The organism is Delftia sp. DS1230 (assembly GCF_040112715.1).
In the GTDB taxonomy this organism is placed as follows: domain Bacteria; phylum Pseudomonadota; class Gammaproteobacteria; order Burkholderiales; family Burkholderiaceae_C; genus Comamonas; species Comamonas tsuruhatensis.
Window position 1 is genome coordinate 3,037,650 of record NZ_CP157763.1, and the last position, 20,544, is coordinate 3,058,193.

Sequence of the window (20,544 nt, forward strand, 5' to 3'; positions counted from 1 at the left end):
GATGGCAACGTCCTGCTCCCCTTCCTCCCACGCTGGCTGGAGAGGTGGCAGTGCCTTGCTTTCGCATCAGACGGTCGAAGACCGATGTTCGAAATGCATTCTTCCTTTTCCAGGGTTTCCAGCGCTCGCGCTGCCCAGTCCCTTTCCGTGCGGCTGAGCCCGCTGGCCCTGGCCTGCGCCTTCATCTGCCTGCCGGCGCAGGCTCAAACCCAAACGCCCACGCCAACGCCAACGCCCCCATCAACCGCCCTGCCCGAGGTCCAGGTCACCGGCCAGGCCGAACGCATCGGCCAGCAACTGGCCCAGCCTGCGCGCTCTGCCAGCCATACCGGCGTCTCCAACCAGGAAGTGCCGGCCAGCGTGGATGGCGTCTCTGCCGAGCAGATGCAGGAGCGTGGCGACTACGCCCTGGTGGACGCCGTCACGCGCACCGTGGGCCTGACGGCCAGCAGCACGCCGGGCAACGGCGGCCTGGCCTTCAGCAGCCGTGGCTTTGCGGGTGTCAATTCCGTGGGCGTGGCCGAAGACGGCATGGTGCTGGGCGTGGCCGCCGGCACCACGGCCTATCCGGGGGACAGCTGGGGCTACGAGCGCATCGACGTGCTGCGCGGCCCGGCCTCGCTGATGTATGGCAGCGGCACCATGGGCGCTACCGTCAACGCCATCCGCAAGCAGCCCAGCCGCACCAGCTCGGCCGAGGTGCTGGTGGGCGCAGGCACGGACGACACGCTGCGCCTGGGCCTGGGCGTGACCGGCGCCCTGGGCGCCTATGCCAGCTACCGCATCGACAGCTACACCGCACGCAGCGCAGGCGAGCGCGCTCTGGACCAGTCGCGCAACGGCAAGTTCATGAGCGCGCTGCGCTTGGAGCCCACGAGCGACCTGCAGATCGACCTGATTGCCGACCGCAGCGTGCAAAAGCCCAGCCGCTACTGGGGCACGCCGGGCCTGGACGGCAAGGTGGTGGAGTCGCTGCGCGACCGCAACTACAACGCCGAAGACAGCGTGCTGCGCTATGCCGACGAGCGCCTGCGCGCCAAGGTGCAATGGAAGGCCAATGACTGGCTGACGGTGCGCAACGAGCTGTACCACGTGAAGTCCGACCGCCACTGGCGCAACATCGAAGCCTACGCGCTCAACCCCGCCACCTGGACCGTGGGCCGCTCCGACTACCTGGAAATCCTGCACGACCTGGAGCAGACCGGCAACCGCCTGGGCCTGAACGTGGACCGGGGCTCGCACAAGATCGCCATGGGCTGGGAGGCCGCGCGCATCAACCTGCGGCTATCCAACAACTCGCCCTATGGCGGCTCGTCCACGGTCTCGGCCTGGGACCCCGTGCATGGCAGCTGGGCCAGCCCCGATGCCACGGCAGCCAAGACAGAAACCGGCGTGACCCAGCATGCCCTGTACCTGGAAGATGCCTGGCGCATCAGCGACCGCTGGCTGGCCATGGCCGGCCTGCGCCGCGATGTCTACGACTTTGCCAGCCACTCGCTGGTGGGCGGCACGGATTTCAACAAGACGCTGGCCGCTACCTCCTGGCGCCTGGGCCTGACCTATGAGCTGGCCCGCAACACCCATGTCTATGGGCAGATCAGCTCGGGACACGATCCCGTCAACAGCCTGGTCTCGCTGAACCTGGCCAACACGGCTTACGCGCTGAGCAAGGGCCGCCAGGCCGAGATCGGCATCAAGCAACAGGTGGCCGGCGGGCGCGGCGAGTGGACGCTGGCCGTGTTCGACATCAAGAAGGACAACATCATCACGCGCGACCCCGACCGCCCGGCCATCTCCATCCAGGGCGGCAGCCAGTCCTCGCGCGGCGCCGAGTTCACCGCCGCCTTCCAGGCCACGCCCGCCCTGCGCGTGGAGGGCAACCTATCCTATGTGGACGCCCAGTTCGACAAGCTCATCGAGGCTGGCGGCAACCGCGCAGGCAACCGTCCGCAGAACGTGGCCAAGACCACGGCCAACCTCTGGGGCCACTACCGCGTGGGCGCCTGGCAGGCCTCGCTGGGCCTGCGCTACGTGGGTGACCGCTTTGGCAACAACGCCAATACCGTGAACCTGCCCGCCTACACCGTGGCCGACGCCGCGCTGAGCTGGCAGGTGGACCCGCGCACCACCCTGAGCCTGATCGGCCGCAACCTGGCCGACAGGGTCTATGTGGGATCGAGCTACGGCAGCCAGTTCCTGGTCGGGCAAGGCCGCCGCTTCGAGATCGCGGCCCATATCCGGTTCTGATGGCCATGGCGCGCTCCAAAAGCCTCCACGGCCTGTGCGCTGGCGCCCTGGCGGCCACCCTGCTGCTGGCCGGCTGCTCGCGCAGCGATTCCGGCACCACCAGTGAACTGCCGGCACCGGCTGCCGCACCGCAGGCGGCCGTGACCGTCAATGTCTGCGGCAGCCCCGTGACCTACGCCAACGCACCGCTGCGCGCCGTGACCCATGACGTGAACATCACCGAGATGTTTCTCTTTCTGGGCCTGGGCGATCGGCTGGTGGGCTACAGCGGTATCACGCAGGCCAAGCAGATCGACCCGGCCTTCCAGGCCCAGCTGGCCCGCGTGCCGCGGCTGGCCGAACGCGAGATGAACCTGGAGGCCATCCTGGGCGCCTCGGCCGACTTCGTCTTCGGAGGCTGGAGCTACGGTTTTCGCCAGGGCCAGGTCACGCCCGAGGTGCTGCAGCGCCACGGCATTGCCTCGTATGTGTTGTCCGAATCGTGCATCCGCGTGGGGCCGCGCAGCCAGGTGGCGCTGGAAGACGGCCTGACCGACCTGCGCAACCTGGGCCGCATCTTCCGCATCGACGCCCATGCCGAGCAACTGGCGCAGGGGCTGGAGCGCGACCTGAAGGACCTGCGCGAGCGCATGCAGGGCGTGCGGCAGCGGCCTTCGGTCTTTGTCTACGACAGTGGCCAGGACATCCCCGTGACCGTGGGCCGCTACGGCATGCCGCAGGCCATGATCGAGGAAGCGGGCGGGCGCAACATCTTCGACGACATTCCCAGCAACTGGCCTGCAGGCAACTGGGAGGACGTGGTGCAGCGCAACCCGCAGTGGATCGTCATCATCGACTACGGCCAGCCCCATGCCCAGGGCAAGATCGACTTCCTGCTGGCCAAGCCCGAGCTGGCCGGCGTCGATGCCATCCGCGAAAAGCGGTTTTTCGTGATGACCTATGCCGAGGCCACGCCCGGCCCGCGCAATATTGCGCGGACCCGCGCCCTGGCGCAGGCCCTGCACCCCGACCGCATGCCGGCGCCCAGCCATGCGGCCAACTGATTCCCGCTGGCCCAGGCGCCCGGGCGCCGCCCGCCTCTGGTGCCTGCTGCTGTTCGCGGCCCTGTTGTTGGTGATGACGCTGGCCATCACTTGGGGGCCAGTGGACATGCCGGCGGGCACGGTCTGGCGCATTGCCTGGAGCCGGCTGCTGCAGGTGCTGGGCATGCAGCCGCCGCCACTGGAGGGCATCACGCCGCAGCACCAGCAGATCGTCTGGCTGATCCGCATGCCGCGCGTGCTGCTGGCGGCCCTGGTGGGCGCGGGGCTTGCCGTGGTGGGCACCATCATGCAGGCCATGGTGCGCAATCCGCTGGCCGATCCCTATCTGCTGGGCGTGTCCTCTGGTGCGTCGGTGGGCGCCGTGGCCGTGCTGGCCTTCGGTGCGCTGGCCTCGGCCGGCATGTACGCCCTCACGGCCGGGGCCTTTGCAGGGGCGCTGGCGGCCACCGTCGCCGTCTACCTGCTGGCGCGCTCCCAAGGCCGCATCCATGCCACGCGGCTGATCCTGGGTGGCGTGGCCATCGGCTATGTGCTGGCAGGCGTGACCAGCCTGATCACCCTGTCATCGGGCCAGCGTGACCTGGCCAATGCCCTGCTGACCTGGACGCTGGGCAGCCTGGCCGGCACGCAGTGGGAGGAACTGGGCATTCCCGCTGCCGTGCTGGCTGCGGGAATGCTCTGGCTGGGGCTGCAGACGCGCCCGCTCAACGCCCTGCTGGCCGGTGACGAGGCCGCCGCCACGCTGGGCGTGGACACGGCACGGCTGCGGCGCGCACTGTTCCTGGCGGTGTCGCTGCTCACGGGCACCATGGTGGCGGTCAGCGGCGCCATCGGCTTTGTGGGACTGATCGTGCCGCACGCCGCGCGCATGCTGGTGGGCACGGACCACCGGCGCGTGCTGCCCGTGGCCGCCCTGGCCGGCGCCCTGCTGCTGGTGCTGGTGGATCTTGTTGCGCGCACGGCCTTTGCGCCCATGGAACTGCCCGTGGGCGTGATCACCTCGCTGATCGGCGGACCCTTCTTCGTCTGGATGCTGGTGCGCCAGCCGGTGCAGGGAGGGCGCGGCCCATGAAGCTGCAAGCCCAGGACCTGTGCTGGAGTGCCGATGCCCGGCGTGCCGACGCCCGGCGCATCGTGGAACAGGCCAGCCTTGCCCTGCACAGCGGCGAATGCGTGGGGCTCATCGGCCCCAACGGCAGCGGCAAATCCACCCTGCTGCGCATGCTCTACCGAGTGTTGCGGCCCGACGCAGGCTGCGTGCTGCTGAACCAGCGCGACATCCGGGACATGACGGCGCGCGAGTTCGCGGCCCAGGTCTCGGTCCTGGCGCAGGAGGCGCCGCAGAGCTTTGACTTCACCGTGCGCGAAGCCGTGATGATGGGCCGCATCCCCCACCAGTCCCCCTGGGCGGGCGACAGCGCCGAGGACCTCGCCTGCATGCGGCAGGCGCTGGCCCAGGTGAATGCCTTGGCGCTGGAGGAGCGGCGTTTCTCCAGCCTGTCCGGCGGCGAGAAGCAGCGCGTGCTCGTGGCCCGCGCGCTGGCCCAGCAGCCACGGCTGATGCTGCTGGACGAGCCCACCAACCACCTGGACATACGCCATCAGCTGGAGTTGATGTCACTGGTCAGGCGCCTGCAGATCAGCAGCATCGTCGCCCTGCACGATCTCAATATCGCCGCCCACTACTGCGACCGTCTCTATCTCATGGAACAAGGCCGCATCGTTGCCCATGGCACACCGGCCCAGGTACTGACCCCTGCCACCATCGGCCAGGTCTACGGCGTGGCTGCCGAGGTGGACATCCATGCCGCCACCGGCCGGCTGCGCATCAGCTTCATTCCCGATGAACTCCTCTGAAAAATCCATCCCGCCCGGGCCCGACGCCGTGATCGTGCTGGGCCGTGGCGGCACGGGCGCAGCCTCGCGCCAAAGCCTCATCGAACTGGCCGATGCCTTGCGCCAGACGCTGGAGCCGGCCTGCAAGGTCGTCACATCGTTCGTGGACAAGGCCGCACCCTCGCTGCCCGATGCGCTGCAGCAATGCCTGCCGGCGCGCTCCATCGTCGTGCTGCCCCTGTTCTCGCCCGACGAGCCTGCCCTGCTGCGCTGGCTGCACAAGCTGGCCATGCGCTGGCGCTCGCAGTTGCCGGACCAGGGCGTGCAGGTGCGGTTTGCCGACCATCTGCTGGGTGCTGCGACCATGCCCGCGCTGCTGCTGTCTCAGATGGCCCAGGCCCTTCAGGCCCCAGACATTGCCGAGACCGCTGGCGACCAATGGCAGCACGATCCCCAGGCCTGGTCCCAGGTGCCGGACCACCAGCACCACGCCCTGGTCTGCACGGGGCCGCGCTGCACCGCCCTGGGCGCCGTGGCCGTCTGGCAAAGCCTGGGCGAGGCCGTGCAGGCCAGCAGCGAACTGCGTGCCAGGCTGCGCCTGCTGCAGACCAGCTGCCAGTACCCCTGCAACCATGGCCCGCTGGCCATCGTCTATCCGGACGGCGTCTGGTACGGGCGGCTCAAGGCCGAGAATGCCGCCGAAGTGATCGAAACCCATGTGCTCTCGCGGCAGGTCTGCGCGGAGCACCATGTGCACGGGCCTGTGGAGCTGGGAACGCAGGCTTCGTGAAGTCTCAGGGCTGTGCCGCCTCCAGCTCGGCCAGCCTCACCGCCACAAAATCCCGCAACGCACGCACCAGCGGCGTGAACTGCCTGCGGCTGGGGGCGACCAGGAACAGCGGAACGCACTCGGTCGTCCAGTCGGTGCACAGCGCAAGAAGGCGGCCCCGGGCCAAGTCCTCGGCCACGTCGAAATACGATTTGTAGGCAATCCCCCGCCCGGCCACGGCCCAGCGCCGCACGGCATCTCCGTCATTGGCCACATTGCGGCCGCGCACCCGGACATGGACCGGCTCAGGTACGGCTGCCCCCTGCCCTGCCGGCCAGAAGCTCCAGCGGTCGTGCACTTCCTCGCCCAGCATGAAGCACAGGCAGTCATGGCCGGCCAGGTCGTGGGGGGTGGCGGGTGCGCCGCGTTCCTGCAGATAGGAAGGCGCGGCGCAGAGCACGCGGCGGTGCGTGTCCGACAGCGGCAAGGCCACCAGGCTGGAATCCTGCGGCCTGCCATAGCGAAAAGCCGCGTCCACAGGCTCGCTGTAGACATTGGCAGCGCGGTCGGACAGGTGCAGGCGCAGATCCACGCCCGCGTGCTGGCTCTGGAATTCGTCCAGCCAGGGCATGAGCACGTTGCGGCCCAGGTCGGAGGGGGCGGCCAGTTGCAGCGTGCCGCGCAAAGCGGCCTGGCCGCCAGCCAACTGGTCGCGCACCTGGCGCAGGCCGGCCAGCGCGGGGCGGCAGTGCTCCAGAAACAGCTCGCCCTCCTGCGTGAGCCGCAGGCTGCGCGTGGAGCGCACGAACAGGGTCACGCCCAGCTCTGCCTCCAGCCGCTTGAGCGCTGCGCTGGCCGCAGCCGGGGTCAGGTCCAGGGCACGCGCAGTGGCCGAGAGGCTGCCGCTGTCTGCGGTGCGCACGAAGATATCCAGGTCTTGCAGGCTTTTCATGGGCATTCGCCAGGCTTTGATTTTCAAAAACTATTTGAAGCTTAGTCCAACGAGAAAGCCATTTGTCGTGCTTGCGCCAACTGGGCGCAGGGCCTGGGATGGAAGCCGGCTTCCATCCTTTGGCAGCGGATCTTGGCGCCGCGGCAACCGTAGTATGGTTGCCGGCATGCAGCTCAAACATTTCGCCGGAGCCCTGGCTGGCAGCCTTGTGTTCGTCACAGCCACGGCAGGGGTCACCGCAGCCAAGACCCCCTCTTATCCCGATGCCGATGCCAGCGACCCCGCAAAGCTGGGCTGGATGGTGGGCTCGCCGCCGCCGCCGGACCGCATGCTGCGCTTCGACGACGGTTCCTATTTCCAGTTTCCCGCCATGCGCTGGAGCGTCTCGCACTTTCGCCAGCTCATGCCCACGGTGAATGTGTCGCGCGGCCTGGCGCCTGCAGCGCCGCTGGCCCAGGCGTTGCGCGAAGACATCGACGAGTTGCGCTTCACGCCATTGGGTGCCAGCCAGCCCATGACCTGGCGCGATTCGCTCAAGGCCAACTACACCGACGGCATCGTGGTGCTGCACAAGGGCCGCGTGATCTATGAGCGCTACTTCGGCGTGCTCAAGCCCGAAGGCCAGCACGGCGCCATGTCGGTGACCAAGTCCTTCGTCGGCACGCTGGCGGCCATGCTGGCTGCCGAGGGGCAGCTCGACCCCTCGCGCCGCGTGTCGGAATACGTGCCCGAGCTGGCGGCCTCGGCCTTCGGCAATGCCACGGTGCGCCAACTCATGGACATGACCACGGGCATACGCTTCAGCGAAGACTATGCGGACCCGCAGGCCGAGGTCTGGGCGCATGCAGCGGCCGGCAACCCGCTGCCCAAGGCCAAGGACTACACCGGGCCGCGCAGCTACTACGAATTCCTGCAGACCGTGAAGCCCGAAGGCGTGCACGGCAAGGCCTTCGGCTATCGCACGGCCAATACCGATGCGCTGGGCTGGGTGCTGGCGCGCGTGAGCGGCCAATCGGTGGCCGATCTGCTGTCCGAGCGCATCTGGAGCCGCCTGGGCGCCGAGCAGAATGCCTACATGTCGGTGGACTCCACGGGCACGCCCTTTGCAGGCGGCGGCCTGAACCTGGGCCTGCGGGACCTGGCGCGCTTTGGCGAGATGCTGCGCAACCGGGGCCAGTTCAACGGCCAGCAGATCGTTCCCGCAGCGGCCGTGGACGATATCCGCCGTGGCGGCGATGCGGCGGCCTTTGCCAAGGCCGGCTACAAGCTGCTGCCGGGCTGGACCTATCGCAACATGTGGTGGGTCACGCACAACGCCCATGGCGCCTTCGCGGCGCGCGGCGTGCATGGCCAGACCGTCTACATCGATCCCAAGGCACAGATGGTGATTGCGCGCTTCGCTTCCCACCCGGTGGCTGGCAATGCGGCCAATGACCCGACCTCGCTGCCCGCCTACGAGGCGCTGGGCAGGCTGCTGGCCGGGGAGCGCTGAGGCGCTGAAGGGGCGCGAATTTCCCGCATAGGCTTCGGCGGCCAGGGGGCACCGCCTGCAAGGACGCGTATTGTCAAGAAAATTTGCTAACGTATGTAGCATCTTCTTGCAATAAGTAATTCTTCTATGTTCCAGTCCCTGCGTGCGCGACTCATCGCGCTCAGCGTGGCCATCGTCACCGTGGCCATGCTGGCCCTGGCCATTGCCAACTTCCTCACGGTGCAGCGCCATGTGCTGTCCACCCTCGACGACCAGAGCCGCCAGCTCGTGAACGCCCAGGCCCAGGTTCTGGGCGAATGGGTGGCGACCAAGCGCCTGCTGACCCATACCCTGGCGCAGGCGGTCGATACGCCGGAGCCGCGTGCCGTGGTCCAGGCGCTGCGCGACGGCGGCGGCTTCTCCGACGCCTATTTCGGCTACACCGACAAGCGCATGTTCTTCCTCAACGAGATGGCTGCCGACTACGACGTGACGGCCCGTCCCTGGTTCAGGCAGGCGCTGAAGGAAGGCCGGCCCATCGTGACGGCGCCCTATCTGTTTGTCTCTCCTCCCGAAGTGGGCGTGACCTTTGCCGAGCCCGTGGGCCCGGCCGGCAATCCCGTCGCCGTGGTCGGCACTGACGTGCTGCTGACCACCGTGGTGCGCACCGTGGGCGCCATCCGGCCCACGCCGGGCAGCTTTGCCTTCTTGGTGGATGAGGCGGGCGCCATCGTCACCCATCCCGATCCGGCACTCACGCTCAAGCCCGTCTCCGCGCTTTCGCCCCAGTTGCGTGCCGACGCCATCCAGGCCCTGCCCAAGGCGGACACCGGCATGCGCACGGCCGTCGGCGGCAAGGACTTCCTGCTCTACGGCCAGGGCGTGCCCGGCACGAACTGGCAACTGGTGGTGGCCGTGCAGCGCGACGAGGCGCTGTCCGCGCTGGGTTCGCTGCTCAAGGTGTCGGGCGCCATCGTTGCCATTTCGCTGATCCTGGCGATTGCGCTGCTGGGCGCCGTCATCGCCCGCGTCACGCGCCGGCTGGCCGTGGTGCGCGATGCGCTGGAAGACATCGCCTCGGGTGACGGCGATCTCACGCGCCGCCTGTCGGTGCAAGGCAATGACGAACTGACGCAGATCGCACGCGCGTTCAACCACTTCACCGACAAGATCGCCTCGGTGCTGGTGCGCATCCGGGAATCGTCCGAGACCGTGCGCCATGCCTCCACCGAAATCGCCAGCGGCAACCAGGATCTGTCGGCACGCACCGAGCAGCAGGCCAGCTCGCTGGAGGAAACGGCTGCCGCCATGGAGCAGCTCACGGCCACCGTGCAGCACAACGCCGAGAATGCGCGCCAGGCGCGCCAACTGGCCAGCAGCGCCTCGGACATCGCCACGCATGGCGGCACCGTGGTGGACCAGGTGGTTCGCACCATGGGCGGCATCGAGCAGTCCTCGCACCGCATCGCCGACATCATCGGCGTGATCGACTCCATAGCCTTCCAGACCAACATCCTGGCGCTGAACGCCGCTGTGGAAGCGGCCCGCGCCGGCGAACAGGGCCGCGGCTTTGCCGTGGTGGCCTCCGAAGTGCGCACGCTGGCCCAGCGCAGCGCCACGGCTGCCAAGGAAATCAAGGCGCTGATCGACGACTCCGTGGGCCAGGTCGATGCCGGCAGCCGGCTGGTGCAGGACGCGGGCGCCACCATGGGCAAGGTGGTGGAAAGCGTGCAGCGCGTGACCGCCATCGTCACCGAGATCAGCAATGCCAGCCAGGAACAGAGCACGGGCATTGCCGAGATCGGCACGGCCGTCAGCCAGATGGACCAGTCCACCCAGCAGAACGCGGCCCTGGTCGAAGAGGCCACGGCCGCCGCCCAGTCGCTGCAGCAGCAGGCCGCGCAACTGGCGGATGTGGTGGCGGGGTTTCGGCTCCAGTCCTGACCGGGCCCAGCCAGGGGCGCAGGCCCTGACTGCTAGCCCCGCCTGTCCTTGAGGCGCGTCATGGAGCGGCGCGCCGCAGACAGGCTTGCGCGCCGGCCCACGGGCAGTCCAGCACCCGCCTCGGGCACGGCCGCACCGGCCAATCGCTGCTGCGCCTGCAGCAGGCTGCGAAGGTCCGCTGCCCGCTCCTGCGCCAGGGCGGCCGCATTCTGGGCGGTCTGCAGCTGGGAATGCAGGCTCAGCTGCTCCTCCTCGCTCTTTTCATAGCGGCTTTGCAGCTCTGCAAGGCGGGTCGCTGCCTTGCGCTCCTGCTCGGTGGCGGCCTTGCGCGCGGCCGCCAGTTCCTGCCGCGCACGATCCACCTCATTGAGCATGTGGCGCTCATTGCCCGCGTACTGCTCGGCCATGCGCTGGCGCTCCAGCGCGGCGGACTGCATTTCCTCGCCATGCTTTTGCTGCAACGCCTCGCGCTGGCGGGCGGCTTCGGCCAGCGCATCGCGCATTTCTTCCAGGCGTTCGTCGCGGTCCTGCAGCTGCTGCTGCATTTCATCCAGCCGGCGCGACAAGTCCTGCGACTGGGCCTGGGCCACTTGCAGGGCCTGGTCCATGGCCTCTTTCTGCGCTTGCATGGACGCCTCGCGCCGCGCCATTTGCTCCTGCTGCTCCTGCAGCTCGGCCTGCGTGGCCTGTGCCGCTTCCTCACGGGATTGCAGGGCGGCGCGGGCGGCCTCCATGGCCTCTTCCTGGGCAGCGTCCCACAGCTGCTGCGCCAGGCGCTGAACGGGATTGGGCACCGACGACGGCAGCAGCTCGCCCTGCCCTGCCGCCACGCCCAGGCGCTGGCCCAGCGTGGCAAACCAGGTCTCCAGCATGGGGCTGACGGTATTCGGCGAGCCCCGGCCAATGTGCTGGCGCACGCGCTCGATGGTCGGCCGCAGGCCCTGGGCGATCAGGGCGTCTGCCGCGGCCCAGACATCGGCTTCCTGCACGCCACGGGTGGATGTTTTCTGCATATCGTGAACTATTTCCAAGATTACCAACGATAAGTGATTGTTATCGTGACTTATTTTAATACTACGTAATACATCATATGTGTCATGTATTAAATATTACATATGAAATTTTCATACAGTATGGATACGTACATTACACGGCTTTGCCCAGGCAAAAACGCCGCTGCAGCCCTCTGGAAAGCTTGAAAACTGAACTTTGCATGGCCTGCATGGCCGCAGGCTCCGCGGCGGGCGGCCATGCTGCGCCGGGCGACAATCCACAGATGCGCAACGGCCCCTTTTCGCTGATTCCCCAAGACCAGCCTCCGGAAGACACACGGCAAGGCCGCACCCTGCCCTCTGCGGGGCTGGAGCCTGCCGCCCAGCAGGCCGTGCGCGAGTTGCTGCGCGAGGGCGAATCCACCAACACCAGAAACAGCTACCAGAGTGCGATGCGCTACTGGGCCGCCTGGCATGCGCTGCGCTTTGAGCGGCAGATGCAACTGCCGCTGGATGTGCCCTGCGTGCTGCAGTTCATCATCGACCACGCCCAGCGGCAGACCGGCGCGGGCCTGGCCAGTGAAATGCCGGCGAACATGGACCGCGCCCTGGTCGAGGCCGGATACAAGGCCCGCGAAGGCCCCCTGTCGCACAACACGCTGGTGCACCGCATGGCGGTGCTGTCCAAGGCCCATCAGGTGCACGGTTTGGCCAATCCTTGCCAGGACGGCGCGGTGCGCGAGCTGATGTCGCGCACGCGCAAGGCCTATGCGCGGCGCGGCGAGCAGCCCGCCAAAAAGGATGCGCTGACGCGCGACCTGCTGGAGCAATTGCTGCAGACCTGCGATGACAGCCTGCGCGGCCGCCGTGACCGCGCCCTGCTGCTGTTCGCCTGGTCCAGCGGCGGGCGCCGCCGCTCGGAGGTGGCCGGGGCCGACATGCGCCACCTGCGCGCCGTGGGGCCGCAGGAATTCATCTACACGCTGGCGCACTCCAAGACCAATCAGTCCGGGCGGGATGTGCCCGAGAACCACAAGCCCGTCACCGGGCGCGCGGCCCAGGCGCTGGCCGATTGGCTGCGTGCCGCCGCCATACAGGAAGGGCCGATCTTCCGGCGCATCCGCAAGGGCGGCCATGTGGGCGAGCCCCTGTCGCCAGCGGCCGTGCGCGACATCGTGAAGCAGCGCTGTGCGCTGGCGGGCGTGGAGGGCGATTTCTCGGCGCATTCCCTGCGCTCGGGCTTTGTGACCGAGGCCGGGCGCCAGAACGTGCCCCTGCCCGACACCATGGCGCTGACGGGGCACAGCAGCGTCAATACGGTGCTGGGCTATTTCCGTGCGGATTCCGCGTTGAGCAACCGTGCGGCCCGGCTGCTCGATGCCGGCGACGACGATGCGGCCGCCGCCGCGCAAGGCAGCGGCCGGCCGCAATCCTGAGTCGCTGGCTCAAAAGAGCTCAAACTCTCAAAAAGCTCACTCCTGTACCGAGGTCCGCGTGCCGCTCAGGCCCAGCTTGCGCAGCAGTGTGGTGTCGGCCTCCACATCGGGGTTGCCGGTCACCAGCAGCTTGTCCCCGTAGAAGATGGAATTGGCGCCGGCCATGAAGCACAGGGCCTGCACGGCGTCGCCCAGTTGCTGCCGGCCCGCCGACAGGCGCACGCGCGCCGTGGGCATGGTGATGCGGGCCACCGCGATCACGCGCACGAAGTCCAGCGGATCGACAGGCTCGCTGTCCGCCAGCGGCGTGCCGGGCACGCGCACCAGGCTGTTGATGGGCACCGACTCGGGATGCGGATTGAGATTGGCCAACTGGGCGATCAGGCCCGCGCGGTGCACGGGCGCCTCGCCCATGCCGATGATGCCGCCGCAGCACACGCTGATGCCTGCGCCGCGCACGGCCTTGAGCGTGTCCAGGCGGTCCTGGTACTGGCGCGTGCTGACCACGTCCTGGTAGTACTCGGGCGCCGTGTCCAGGTTGTGGTTGTAGTAGTCCAGGCCCGCTTCGCGCAGCGACTGCGCCTGGTGGGGCTGGAGCATGCCCAGCGTGGCGCAGGTCTGCATGCCCAGGCCCTTCACGGCGCCGATCAGCTCGTTCATCTTCTCGATGTCGCGGTCCTTGGGCGCGCGCCAGGCCGCGCCCATGCAAAAGCGCGTGGCGCCGGCATCCTTGGCCGCCTGGGCGGCGCGCGTGACTTCATCCACGCTCATGAGCTTTTCTGCCTTGACGCCGGTGTCGAACTCGGCCGCCTGCGGGCAGTAGCCGCAGTTCTCGGGGCAGCCTCCGGTCTTGACCGACAGCAGCGTGGCCAGTTCGATATCGCCCGCAGGCCAGTGCTCGCGGTGCACGCTGTGGGCCTGGAACATCAGGTCCATGAAGGGCTTGTCCAGCAGTTCCTGGATGGCCTGCACGCTCCAGGCGCCTTCAAACGGCAGCGTGTCGCTTTTGGAGGGGCGTGCATGCCATTGCAGGGGGCTGCCGGCCGCAGGCTGTGCGGAGGTGGCGGAAGTCGTCGGGGTGGTGCTGCAGGCGGTCATCAAAAACTCCTCTGTGGGTCTGCTCTTTTCATTCTGATGAGCAAAAAAAGCCTTGGGAATGAAAAAGCCGGCTCCTTGGCAAAAATAGTTGCCCCGTTTTCATGGCCTGCAAAAAAAGCGAACTTCGCTTATTTTTGAGCGATTTTGGGCATGTTTTGGCAGAAGTTCTTCTCGATGACTTCTTCTTGCCGCAAGCACGCAGCCATTGGCGGTCAACATCGCTCAATTGTCCGATGAGCGCTTCAAAAGATGCGTGGACAGGCGCGGCAACGGATTCCCAATACCTGCCAGATGCCTCTCCAAAACGACCACAATGGGTGCCCGCCGTCGTCGCCACAGCGGCTTTCAGCCCTGCCGGCCTGCGGCTGAACCGCTTCCCTCTGCTTTCGCCGCTTTTGCTCAGATTTCCCTCACATGTCCCTGCGCTCCCTGGAATTTCCTACCGATCACGGCAAGCCGCTGCTGCTCTCGCGCGAGCAGCAGGCCATCCTGGCGCATGAGGGGCGTTCGGCCATCGTGGCTGCGCTGGCGGGAGTGGGCAAGACCACGACGCTGGCCTGCAAGGTGGTCCAGGCCTGCCGCAGCGGCCAGGCGCAGCGCATTCTGGTGCTGGCGTATTCGCGCTCCGGCGTGGCGGCCTTCCATCACCGGCTGCAGCAACTGGTGCGCGAGGTGCCGCCCCAGGTGCAGATCACCACGGTGGAGCGCTGGGCGGCCCAGCAGATCCGCCGCCGCGACCCGGCGGCTCACTTTCTGGCCGACCGCGTGGCGCTGCAGGCCCGTGTGCGCGAGGCCCATGATGCGCTGCGCGAGCGACTGGCCTGGCAGCCCGACCCTTTGTTCGAGCAGCCCGGCGATCTGGATCTGGACGCCTTCTGGGACTTCAACCTCAGCGCCAAGAAGTCGTTGCTGCCCCAGCGCCTGGCCGAGGAAGGAATGGGACTGGCGAGTTTCTGCGAGGAGTATTTGCTCGACTACCGCCTGGCCTGCCTGTTCTTCGAGTACGAGCGCCGCCGCATCGACCACTGCGGCGACCCTCTGTACTACGCCGAAGGCGACTGCAGCCATGCACTGGCCAGCGACGCCCTGCAGGGCCAGGCGCTGGACCTGCCGCGCTACGACCTGGTGGTGTTCGACGAGATGCATGACCTGGATCCGGCCTCGCTGCAACTGCTGCGCGCCCTGGTCGGAACCAGCGGCTGCGCCTTCCTGGGCGCAGGCGACTTCAACCAGCACATCGAGGCGCAGGCCTGGTCCGTGTTCCGCGACAAGCTCCACCAGCTCGATGACTTCCTGCCACAGGCCACGGCCACGCTGGCGCTGACCCAGTCGCGGCGCTTTGGCCCGCAGATCGCCAAGGCGGTCAATGCGCTGTTCAACGTTGGCCTGACTGCGGCGCCCACGCGCTTCAGCACCGTGCACCAGCTGCAGCACTCCGACGACAGCGAGTGCATTGACCAGCTGCTGCAGATCCAGGCCAGCCTGGCACGTGCCACCGAACCCGCTGCGCCGGGCGAGCCGCCTTCTGGCAGCGCGCGCAATCCCTCGCTGACCGTGATCCTGCGCCACGAGCAGGACGCCTGCGCGCTGGAATGGGCCATCCACCGCGCCGGCAAGTCCGCCAGCTTCTACGGCTTCAAGCGTTTTTACCTGCAGCGCGAGATTGCCCTGCTGCTGGGCCTTTGCTATGCACATGGCATGCAGGCGCTGTCCTGGAAGGCCGAGACCAGCGTGCTGGGCAGCGAGATCCTGGCGGCCTTCGTGGAAGGTGCGCTGTTCTACGGCAAGGGCAGCGTGGATGGTGCCGACATGGCCGATCCGTCAAGCCGCCATACGCTGGCCCAGCGCATGGCGGGCGAGATGCTGCACAACCCGCAGATCATCTGGCGATTCCTGGGAAACCAATCCAGCCTGCAGGGCGGGCAACGCAACTTCCAGGCCTTTGGCAGCTTCTTGCAACTGCCTCTGGCGCTTCAGTCAGACGCACGCAGCCTGCTGGAGCAGGCCGATGTCTGGGGCCTTTTTGCTGGCGTGGCCCTGTCGCAGGCCCAGACGGCGGCATTGCGTCAGCGCGTGAAGGCTTTCATGGATTCGGTGGCGGGCATGGCCGTACCCGACATGCTGGCCCAGGTGGCAGCCATGGCCACGCGCTTCGAGCGTGCCGTGCGGACCGAGCGCGGATTCGACTTCCATCTCAGCACCATCGAGGAAGCCAAGGGCAAGGAGTACGACCACGTCGCCCTGCCCTTCATGGAGCCTGGCCGCTTTCCGGCGACGGCCCCGCACGCGCTGGCCTTTCTGGAGCGCAACCGCCTGTACGTGGCCATGACGCGCGCCAGAAAAAAGCTGTGGCTGCTGGAACATGTCCAGCGGCGCGTACAGCCTTTTGCCTGAGGCGCCTCAGCCCAGCGCGGCGATCACCTCGGCCGGCGCCTGCACCAGCTCGATCAGCACGCCCTCGCCAGCGATCGGGAACTCGTCATTGCTCTTGGGGTGCAGAAAACAGATGTCGTAGCCGGCCGCGCCCTTGCGAATGCCGCCGGGCGCAAAGCGCACTCCCTGCTCCGTCAGCCACTGCACGGCCAGCGGCAGGTCGTCGATCCACAGGCCGATATGGTTCAGCGGCGTGGTGTGGACGGCGGGCTTCCTGTCGATGTCCAGCGGCTGCATGATGTCCACCTCGACCTTGTGCGCGCCCTGGCCCATGGCCAGGATGTCTTCGTCCACGTTCTCGCGCTCGCTCTGGAAGGTGCCGGTCTGGGTCAGCCCCAGCATGTCCACCCACAGGCGCTTCATGCGCTGCTTGTCGGTGCCGCCGATGGCCACCTGCTGTATGCCCAGAACCCGGAAAGGACGCTGTTCGCTTGCCACTGTCTCGCTCCTGTTGATGTATGAAGAATCACATTGTGGAGGCAAACCGGGGCACGCAAGGCGCAGCGGGCAATGCCGCCATGGGGCTCAGAACTCCCCCAGCACCCAGCCGCTGATCACCGCAAAGTACTCGCGCAGCCAGGCGTTGGCGCGGATCGTCGCCGGCGTGGGCGCGCCCACGGTGAAGGCCTGGCCGTAGCCGCTGCGCTCGGCGATCCAGCCCGCGCGCAGCGTGTGGAAATCGCTGGTGACGATGGCAATCGCCGCGTCCGGGGCCACGCCGCGCTCCTGCAGCAGGGGCAGGCTCCACGCCAGGTTCAGCGCCGTGCTGGTACTGCGCTGCTCCATCAGCAGGCGTTCTGGCGCAATGCCGTGGCGTTGCTGCAGATAGCGCGCCATGACGGCGCCCTCGCTCTCGCTTTCCCCAAAGTCCACGCCGCCGCTGGTGACCACCAGCGCCTTGGGCTGGCTTGCAGCCAGTTCGGCGGCGCGGTCCAGCCGCTGGGCCAGCGTCAGCGACGGTTGTCCCTCACGCGTGGCGCTGCCCAGCACCACGATGGCCTGCACCGGCTGGTCAGGGGCCAGCCGGGAAGAAGCAGACAGCAGATGTGCCCAGAACAGCAGCAGGCTGGCCAGCCACATCGCCAACGCCGCCCAGCCCAGCCACCAGGCGCGCCGCAGCCAGGCACTGGCACGCAGCCTGCGCGCAATGGCCGCGCGCCAGAAGCTGCACGCCATGAACAGCAGGCCCAGCACCGCTGGCAGCGTCACGCCCAGATTGAACATGCCGCGTGCCATCAGCACCACGGCATCGCCCAGCAGCACGGCGCCAGTGATCAGGCCCAGCCACTGCAAGGGCTCCAGCCGCCGAATGCCCGCGACGGCGTTGCGTCCGGGCGCTGGCCCGGGCGCGGCAGAGAGCTTGTGCAACAAGCGTCCTCAGTTCCAGCGCTGGTTGGGGCCGCCGGCGCAGGACCACACGATGACGGGCTGGCCCGGCCGGGCATTGCCGCCTTCGATGTCCAGGCACTTGTTGGCAAAGCGGCTGCGGATCTGTCCACGGCTCCAGTCCCATTTCTGGTTGGGCTGGTTGCGGCATTGCCAGGCGATCACGCGCGCGCCATTGCGCGTGCTTCCGTCGGCGACGTCCAGGCACAGGTCGCCCACGCGCATCTCGCCATCACGCGTCAGCGTGAAACGCTGGTTTTCACCGCCGCTGCAGTGGTACACGATGAGGCCGTTGCCCGGGCGCAGGCCGCCCGACACATCCAGGCACAGGCCGTTCTGGCCCCGCACCTCCCGTCCGCCCCACGACGGGTAGCCGGGCTGATGGCCCGGGTAGCCCGGATAGTGGTCATCGTTCCATTGCTCTTCACGCTCACGTTCGCGGTCCTTGTCGCGCTTGTTCGCCAAAATGGCGGCGCCGGCAATGGCTGCCACGGCGGCACCGGCGATCCATGCGCCCGTGTTGTCGCTTCCGCCTTCCTGGCCCTGCGCGCCCTGGGGCAGGCCGGTCAGGATGCGAAAGCGCCCGCCGCAGCCACCCTTGACCCACATCTCCCGGCGGCCCAGGTCATAGCCCCAGTTCTGGTTGTAGCTGCAGTTGCCCGCCAAGGTCTCGACCAGTTGCACCTGCTGCGCGTCGTCGGGCAGGCTGTAGGTCTGATAACGACCGTTGGACATGAGCTGCACCGTCTCTTCGCCTGCATGCGCAGGCAGAACCGGCAGGATGAAGCTGCTGGTCAGCAGGACGGAAATGCATTTATTGATTTGCATGGGATTTCTCGGGCTGCGTTGATCTGAGGGGCGGCTACGCGCAGCAACCGGCCTTTTCTTTCAGGCCAAGAATGCAGCCACCGCCTCTTTCCAGGCTGTGGAGTTTAGCCAAGCAATTTGTAGGATTGCGCCAGATTCTGGCAAGGCTGGCTCAAATCATTGCCTGTTGAATCCCGCCACCCCCGCCCGAAACTCCCCACTCCCATACACCGCCGACACCAGATCCTCATCATCCAGCCGCTGCTCCACGACGATGCGCCTCAGGCTTTCCTTGACCGCTGACTGGGTGGTTGCCGACAAGGCCATGAGCTGCTCGGCCAGCGCCTGTGCCTGGGTCTGCAACCGATCTGCCGGCACCACCGTATGCACGAACCCGCAGGCCTCGGCCTGCTCGGCTGACAGGTAGTCCGCCAGCAGCAGCATGCGCTTGACGCGTGGCACGCCCAGGCTGGCCACCAGGCGGGCAATGTTGCGTGACGACAGCGTGTTGGATAGCGTCTTGGCAATCGGCGCACCGAAGCGCGAGCCGGTGCTGCAGATGCGAAAGTCGCAGGCCGTGGCCAGGGCCAGGCCGCCGCCCACGGCCCAGCCGTCGATGACGGCAATGGTGGGCACGGCGATGCGCTCCACGGCGTCGATCACGCGCTCCACGAAGGCTTCATAGGCAATGCCTTGCTGGCCGTCATGGAAGTCCTTGAAGTAGGCGATGTCCGTGCCCGAGATGAAGGATTTGCCGCCCGCACCGCGCAGCATCACGCAGCGGATGGCCGGGTCGGCCTGGCAGCGCTCCAGGGCCGTGAGCAAGGCCTCGTACATGGGCATGCTCATGGCGTTGTGGCGTTCGGGGCGGTCGATGAGGATCTCGGCCGCGCCCCCGGCGTGAACGGTCAGCGCCACGGATTCATGCAGGGCGGTGCTCATGCGGCGGCTTTCAGGGCACGGAGTTCGGCCATGATTTCCGCGTTGTGCTCGCCCAGCAGGGGCGGATGGCGGCGCACCTGCTGGGGGGTGCCGAGCATCTTGACGGGAAAGCCGATGTTCTTGACCTTGCCCTCGATGGGGTGGTCGATCTCCATGCACATGCCGCGGTGCCGGCCATGCTCGCCCTCGAAGGCTTGCGGATAGGTGAGCAGCGGGCCGGCGGGAATTCCGGCCTCCAGCATGCGGTCCACCCAGTCGGCGCTGTCGTGGTGGGTCAATTCCGCTTCCAGCTCGCCTATCAGTGCCTCGCGGTGCTTCAGGCGCAGCGCCACGGTGGCGTAGTCGGGGTGCTCGAGCAGATCGGGGCGCTCGATCAGCGCGCACAGCCTGGCCCAGAGTTTCTGGTTGGTGGCGCCCATGACGAAGTAGCCGTCGCGCGCCTTCACGGCCTGGTAGGGGGCGCTCATCTTGTTGCTGGTGCCCAGCGGCGCAGGCGGCACGCCGGTGCCCCAGTATTCGGACATGTCCCAGATCGAGAAAGCCATGGCCGAGTCGAACAGCGAGGCGTCTATGTGCTGGCCCTGCCCCGTTTTCTGCGCGCCGATGTAGGCGGCCAGCAGGCCGTAGGTGGCGAACAGCGCGCAACCGATGTCGGCCACGGGCACGCCGGCCTTGACGGGTTTCTCTCCCTTGTAGCCGGTGACGCTCATCACGCCCGACATGGCCTGGGCCATGAGGTCGAAGCCCGGGCGCTGGGCCCAGGGGCCGCTCTGGCCGAAGCCCGAGATGCTGACATAGACGATGCGCGGATTGATGCGGCGAATGCTTTCGTAGTCGATCTTCAGGCGCTGGACCACGCCTGGCCGGTAGTTCTCGACGATGACATCGGCTGTTGTGGCCAATTGGTAGAAGGCCTCACGCCCCTCCTCGCTCTTGAGGTCCAGCGTCAGCGACCGCTTGTTGCGGTTCATGTTCAGAAAGCCCATGCTGTCCGGGCCCTTCATCTTGAAGCCCATGGCGCCGCGCGTCTGGTCGCCGGTGCCCGGAGGCTCGACCTTGATGACATCGGCGCCCAGGTCGGCCAGCAGCATGCAGGCAAAGGGCCCGGCCATGACCTGGCTGACGTCAAGCACGCGTATGCCTTGCAGGGGCAGTTGTTGCGGGTTGGATTGGGGATTGCTCATGCCG

At 67.4% G+C, this 20,544-nt stretch carries 17 protein-coding genes; 9 read left to right on the top strand and 8 right to left on the bottom strand.

Going from position 1 to position 20,544, the window contains the following annotated elements; genetic code table 11:
- Window positions 1–84: 84 nt before the first annotated feature.
- Genes AAN986_RS13590 through AAN986_RS13610 form a run of 5 tightly spaced genes read left to right on the top strand, consistent with a single transcriptional unit; the run spans window position 85 to window position 5,916 of the window.
- On the top strand, window positions 85–2,247 hold the full coding sequence (locus AAN986_RS13590; RefSeq protein ID WP_047218675.1) for a TonB-dependent receptor: 2,163 nt from the start codon (window positions 85–87) through the stop codon (window positions 2,245–2,247).
- Window positions 2,247–3,290, top strand: a complete 1,044-nt coding sequence (locus AAN986_RS13595; protein ID WP_047218674.1) for an ABC transporter substrate-binding protein — start codon at window positions 2,247–2,249, stop codon at window positions 3,288–3,290. The genes AAN986_RS13590 and AAN986_RS13595 overlap by 1 nt, the downstream gene beginning before the upstream one ends.
- A complete protein-coding gene (locus AAN986_RS13600) occupies window positions 3,277–4,362 on the top strand; it encodes an iron ABC transporter permease (protein WP_013802411.1) in 1,086 nt (361 codons plus the stop codon). Before AAN986_RS13595 ends, AAN986_RS13600 begins: the two co-directional genes overlap by 14 nt.
- Window positions 4,359–5,147 carry an ABC transporter ATP-binding protein gene (locus AAN986_RS13605; protein ID WP_047218673.1) on the top strand — a complete coding sequence of 263 codons (789 nt, stop codon included), beginning with the start codon at window positions 4,359–4,361 and terminating at the stop codon, window positions 5,145–5,147. Before AAN986_RS13600 ends, AAN986_RS13605 begins: the two co-directional genes overlap by 4 nt.
- Window positions 5,134–5,916 (top strand): (2Fe-2S) ferredoxin domain-containing protein, encoded by a 783-nt coding sequence (locus AAN986_RS13610; RefSeq protein WP_241150384.1) that lies wholly within the window; start codon window positions 5,134–5,136, stop codon window positions 5,914–5,916. The genes AAN986_RS13605 and AAN986_RS13610 overlap by 14 nt, the downstream gene beginning before the upstream one ends.
- 4 nt (window positions 5,917–5,920) lie before the next feature.
- On the opposite strand, the gene AAN986_RS13615 is transcribed toward AAN986_RS13610, so the two are convergent.
- Window positions 5,921–6,847: a LysR family transcriptional regulator gene (locus AAN986_RS13615; protein ID WP_179217879.1), complete on the bottom strand. Its 927-nt coding sequence runs from the start codon at window positions 6,845–6,847 to the stop codon at window positions 5,921–5,923.
- A 166-nt stretch (window positions 6,848–7,013) separates the two neighbouring features.
- Between AAN986_RS13615 and AAN986_RS13620 the strand changes: the two genes are divergently transcribed.
- Both AAN986_RS13620 and AAN986_RS13625 read left to right on the top strand, forming a co-directional pair.
- Window positions 7,014–8,339: a serine hydrolase gene (locus AAN986_RS13620; RefSeq protein WP_179217880.1), complete on the top strand. Its 1,326-nt coding sequence runs from the start codon at window positions 7,014–7,016 to the stop codon at window positions 8,337–8,339.
- Window positions 8,340–8,465: 126 nt separating this feature from the next.
- A complete protein-coding gene (locus AAN986_RS13625; protein ID WP_047218670.1) occupies window positions 8,466–10,262 on the top strand; it encodes a methyl-accepting chemotaxis protein in 1,797 nt (598 codons plus the stop codon).
- Window positions 10,263–10,294: 32 nt separating this feature from the next.
- On the opposite strand, the gene AAN986_RS13630 is transcribed toward AAN986_RS13625, so the two are convergent.
- Window positions 10,295–11,275 carry a DNA-binding protein gene (locus AAN986_RS13630; RefSeq protein ID WP_047218669.1) on the bottom strand — a complete coding sequence of 327 codons (981 nt, stop codon included), beginning with the start codon at window positions 11,273–11,275 and terminating at the stop codon, window positions 10,295–10,297.
- A gap of 263 nt (window positions 11,276–11,538) precedes the next feature.
- Here AAN986_RS13630 and AAN986_RS13635 point away from each other — a divergent pair, with 263 nt between their 5' ends.
- Complete coding sequence (locus AAN986_RS13635; RefSeq protein WP_047218699.1) at window positions 11,539–12,690, top strand: site-specific integrase; 1,152 nt, start codon at window positions 11,539–11,541, stop codon at window positions 12,688–12,690.
- 36 nt (window positions 12,691–12,726) lie between these two features.
- Here the strand turns inward: AAN986_RS13635 and bioB are convergent, their stop codons facing one another.
- Window positions 12,727–13,788: a biotin synthase BioB gene (gene bioB, locus AAN986_RS13640; protein ID WP_047218668.1), complete on the bottom strand. Its 1,062-nt coding sequence runs from the start codon at window positions 13,786–13,788 to the stop codon at window positions 12,727–12,729.
- Between the two features lie 414 nt (window positions 13,789–14,202).
- Between bioB and AAN986_RS13645 the strand changes: the two genes are divergently transcribed.
- Entirely contained in the window at window positions 14,203–16,182 is a 1,980-nt protein-coding gene (locus AAN986_RS13645; protein WP_047218667.1) for a UvrD-helicase domain-containing protein, read from the top strand.
- Between the two features lie 6 nt (window positions 16,183–16,188).
- Here AAN986_RS13645 and AAN986_RS13650 read toward each other — a convergent pair whose 3' ends face one another.
- The 5 genes from AAN986_RS13650 to AAN986_RS13670 all read right to left on the bottom strand — a co-directional run bounded on the left by AAN986_RS13650 (window position 16,189) and on the right by AAN986_RS13670 (window position 20,540).
- Entirely contained in the window at window positions 16,189–16,659 is a 471-nt protein-coding gene (locus AAN986_RS13650; protein ID WP_026062485.1) for a VOC family protein, read from the bottom strand.
- 87 nt (window positions 16,660–16,746) lie between these two features.
- Window positions 16,747–17,589 (bottom strand): YdcF family protein, encoded by an 843-nt coding sequence (locus AAN986_RS13655; RefSeq protein WP_047218698.1) that lies wholly within the window; start codon window positions 17,587–17,589, stop codon window positions 16,747–16,749.
- A gap of 9 nt (window positions 17,590–17,598) precedes the next feature.
- Window positions 17,599–18,435 (bottom strand): lectin, encoded by an 837-nt coding sequence (locus AAN986_RS13660; RefSeq protein ID WP_047218666.1) that lies wholly within the window; start codon window positions 18,433–18,435, stop codon window positions 17,599–17,601.
- 156 nt (window positions 18,436–18,591) lie between these two features.
- A complete protein-coding gene (locus tag AAN986_RS13665) occupies window positions 18,592–19,356 on the bottom strand; it encodes an enoyl-CoA hydratase (protein ID WP_047218665.1) in 765 nt (254 codons plus the stop codon).
- Entirely contained in the window at window positions 19,353–20,540 is a 1,188-nt protein-coding gene (locus tag AAN986_RS13670; RefSeq protein ID WP_047218664.1) for a CoA transferase, read from the bottom strand. The genes AAN986_RS13665 and AAN986_RS13670 overlap by 4 nt, the downstream gene beginning before the upstream one ends.
- Window positions 20,541–20,544 lie beyond the last annotated feature (4 nt).

Excerpts from the sequence above, each read along its gene's own strand:
- AAN986_RS13590 (WP_047218675.1), top strand. The coding sequence starts at position 85 with ATGTTCGAAATGCATTCTTCCTTTTCCAGGGTTTCCAGCGCTCGCGCT.
- AAN986_RS13595 (WP_047218674.1), top strand. The coding sequence starts at position 2,247 with ATGGCCATGGCGCGCTCCAAAAGCCTCCACGGCCTGTGCGCTGGCGCC.
- AAN986_RS13600 (WP_013802411.1), top strand. The coding sequence starts at position 3,277 with ATGCGGCCAACTGATTCCCGCTGGCCCAGGCGCCCGGGCGCCGCCCGC.
- AAN986_RS13605 (WP_047218673.1), top strand. The coding sequence starts at position 4,359 with ATGAAGCTGCAAGCCCAGGACCTGTGCTGGAGTGCCGATGCCCGGCGT.
- AAN986_RS13610 (WP_241150384.1), top strand. The coding sequence starts at position 5,134 with ATGAACTCCTCTGAAAAATCCATCCCGCCCGGGCCCGACGCCGTGATC.
- AAN986_RS13615 (WP_179217879.1), bottom strand. The coding sequence starts at position 6,847 with ATGAAAAGCCTGCAAGACCTGGATATCTTCGTGCGCACCGCAGACAGC.
- AAN986_RS13620 (WP_179217880.1), top strand. The coding sequence starts at position 7,014 with ATGCAGCTCAAACATTTCGCCGGAGCCCTGGCTGGCAGCCTTGTGTTC.
- AAN986_RS13625 (WP_047218670.1), top strand. The coding sequence starts at position 8,466 with ATGTTCCAGTCCCTGCGTGCGCGACTCATCGCGCTCAGCGTGGCCATC.
- AAN986_RS13630 (WP_047218669.1), bottom strand. The coding sequence starts at position 11,275 with ATGCAGAAAACATCCACCCGTGGCGTGCAGGAAGCCGATGTCTGGGCC.
- AAN986_RS13635 (WP_047218699.1), top strand. The coding sequence starts at position 11,539 with ATGCGCAACGGCCCCTTTTCGCTGATTCCCCAAGACCAGCCTCCGGAA.
- bioB (WP_047218668.1), bottom strand. The coding sequence starts at position 13,788 with ATGACCGCCTGCAGCACCACCCCGACGACTTCCGCCACCTCCGCACAG.
- AAN986_RS13645 (WP_047218667.1), top strand. The coding sequence starts at position 14,203 with ATGTCCCTGCGCTCCCTGGAATTTCCTACCGATCACGGCAAGCCGCTG.
- AAN986_RS13660 (WP_047218666.1), bottom strand. The coding sequence starts at position 18,435 with ATGCAAATCAATAAATGCATTTCCGTCCTGCTGACCAGCAGCTTCATC.
- AAN986_RS13665 (WP_047218665.1), bottom strand. The coding sequence starts at position 19,356 with ATGAGCACCGCCCTGCATGAATCCGTGGCGCTGACCGTTCACGCCGGG.
- AAN986_RS13670 (WP_047218664.1), bottom strand. The coding sequence starts at position 20,540 with ATGAGCAATCCCCAATCCAACCCGCAACAACTGCCCCTGCAAGGCATA.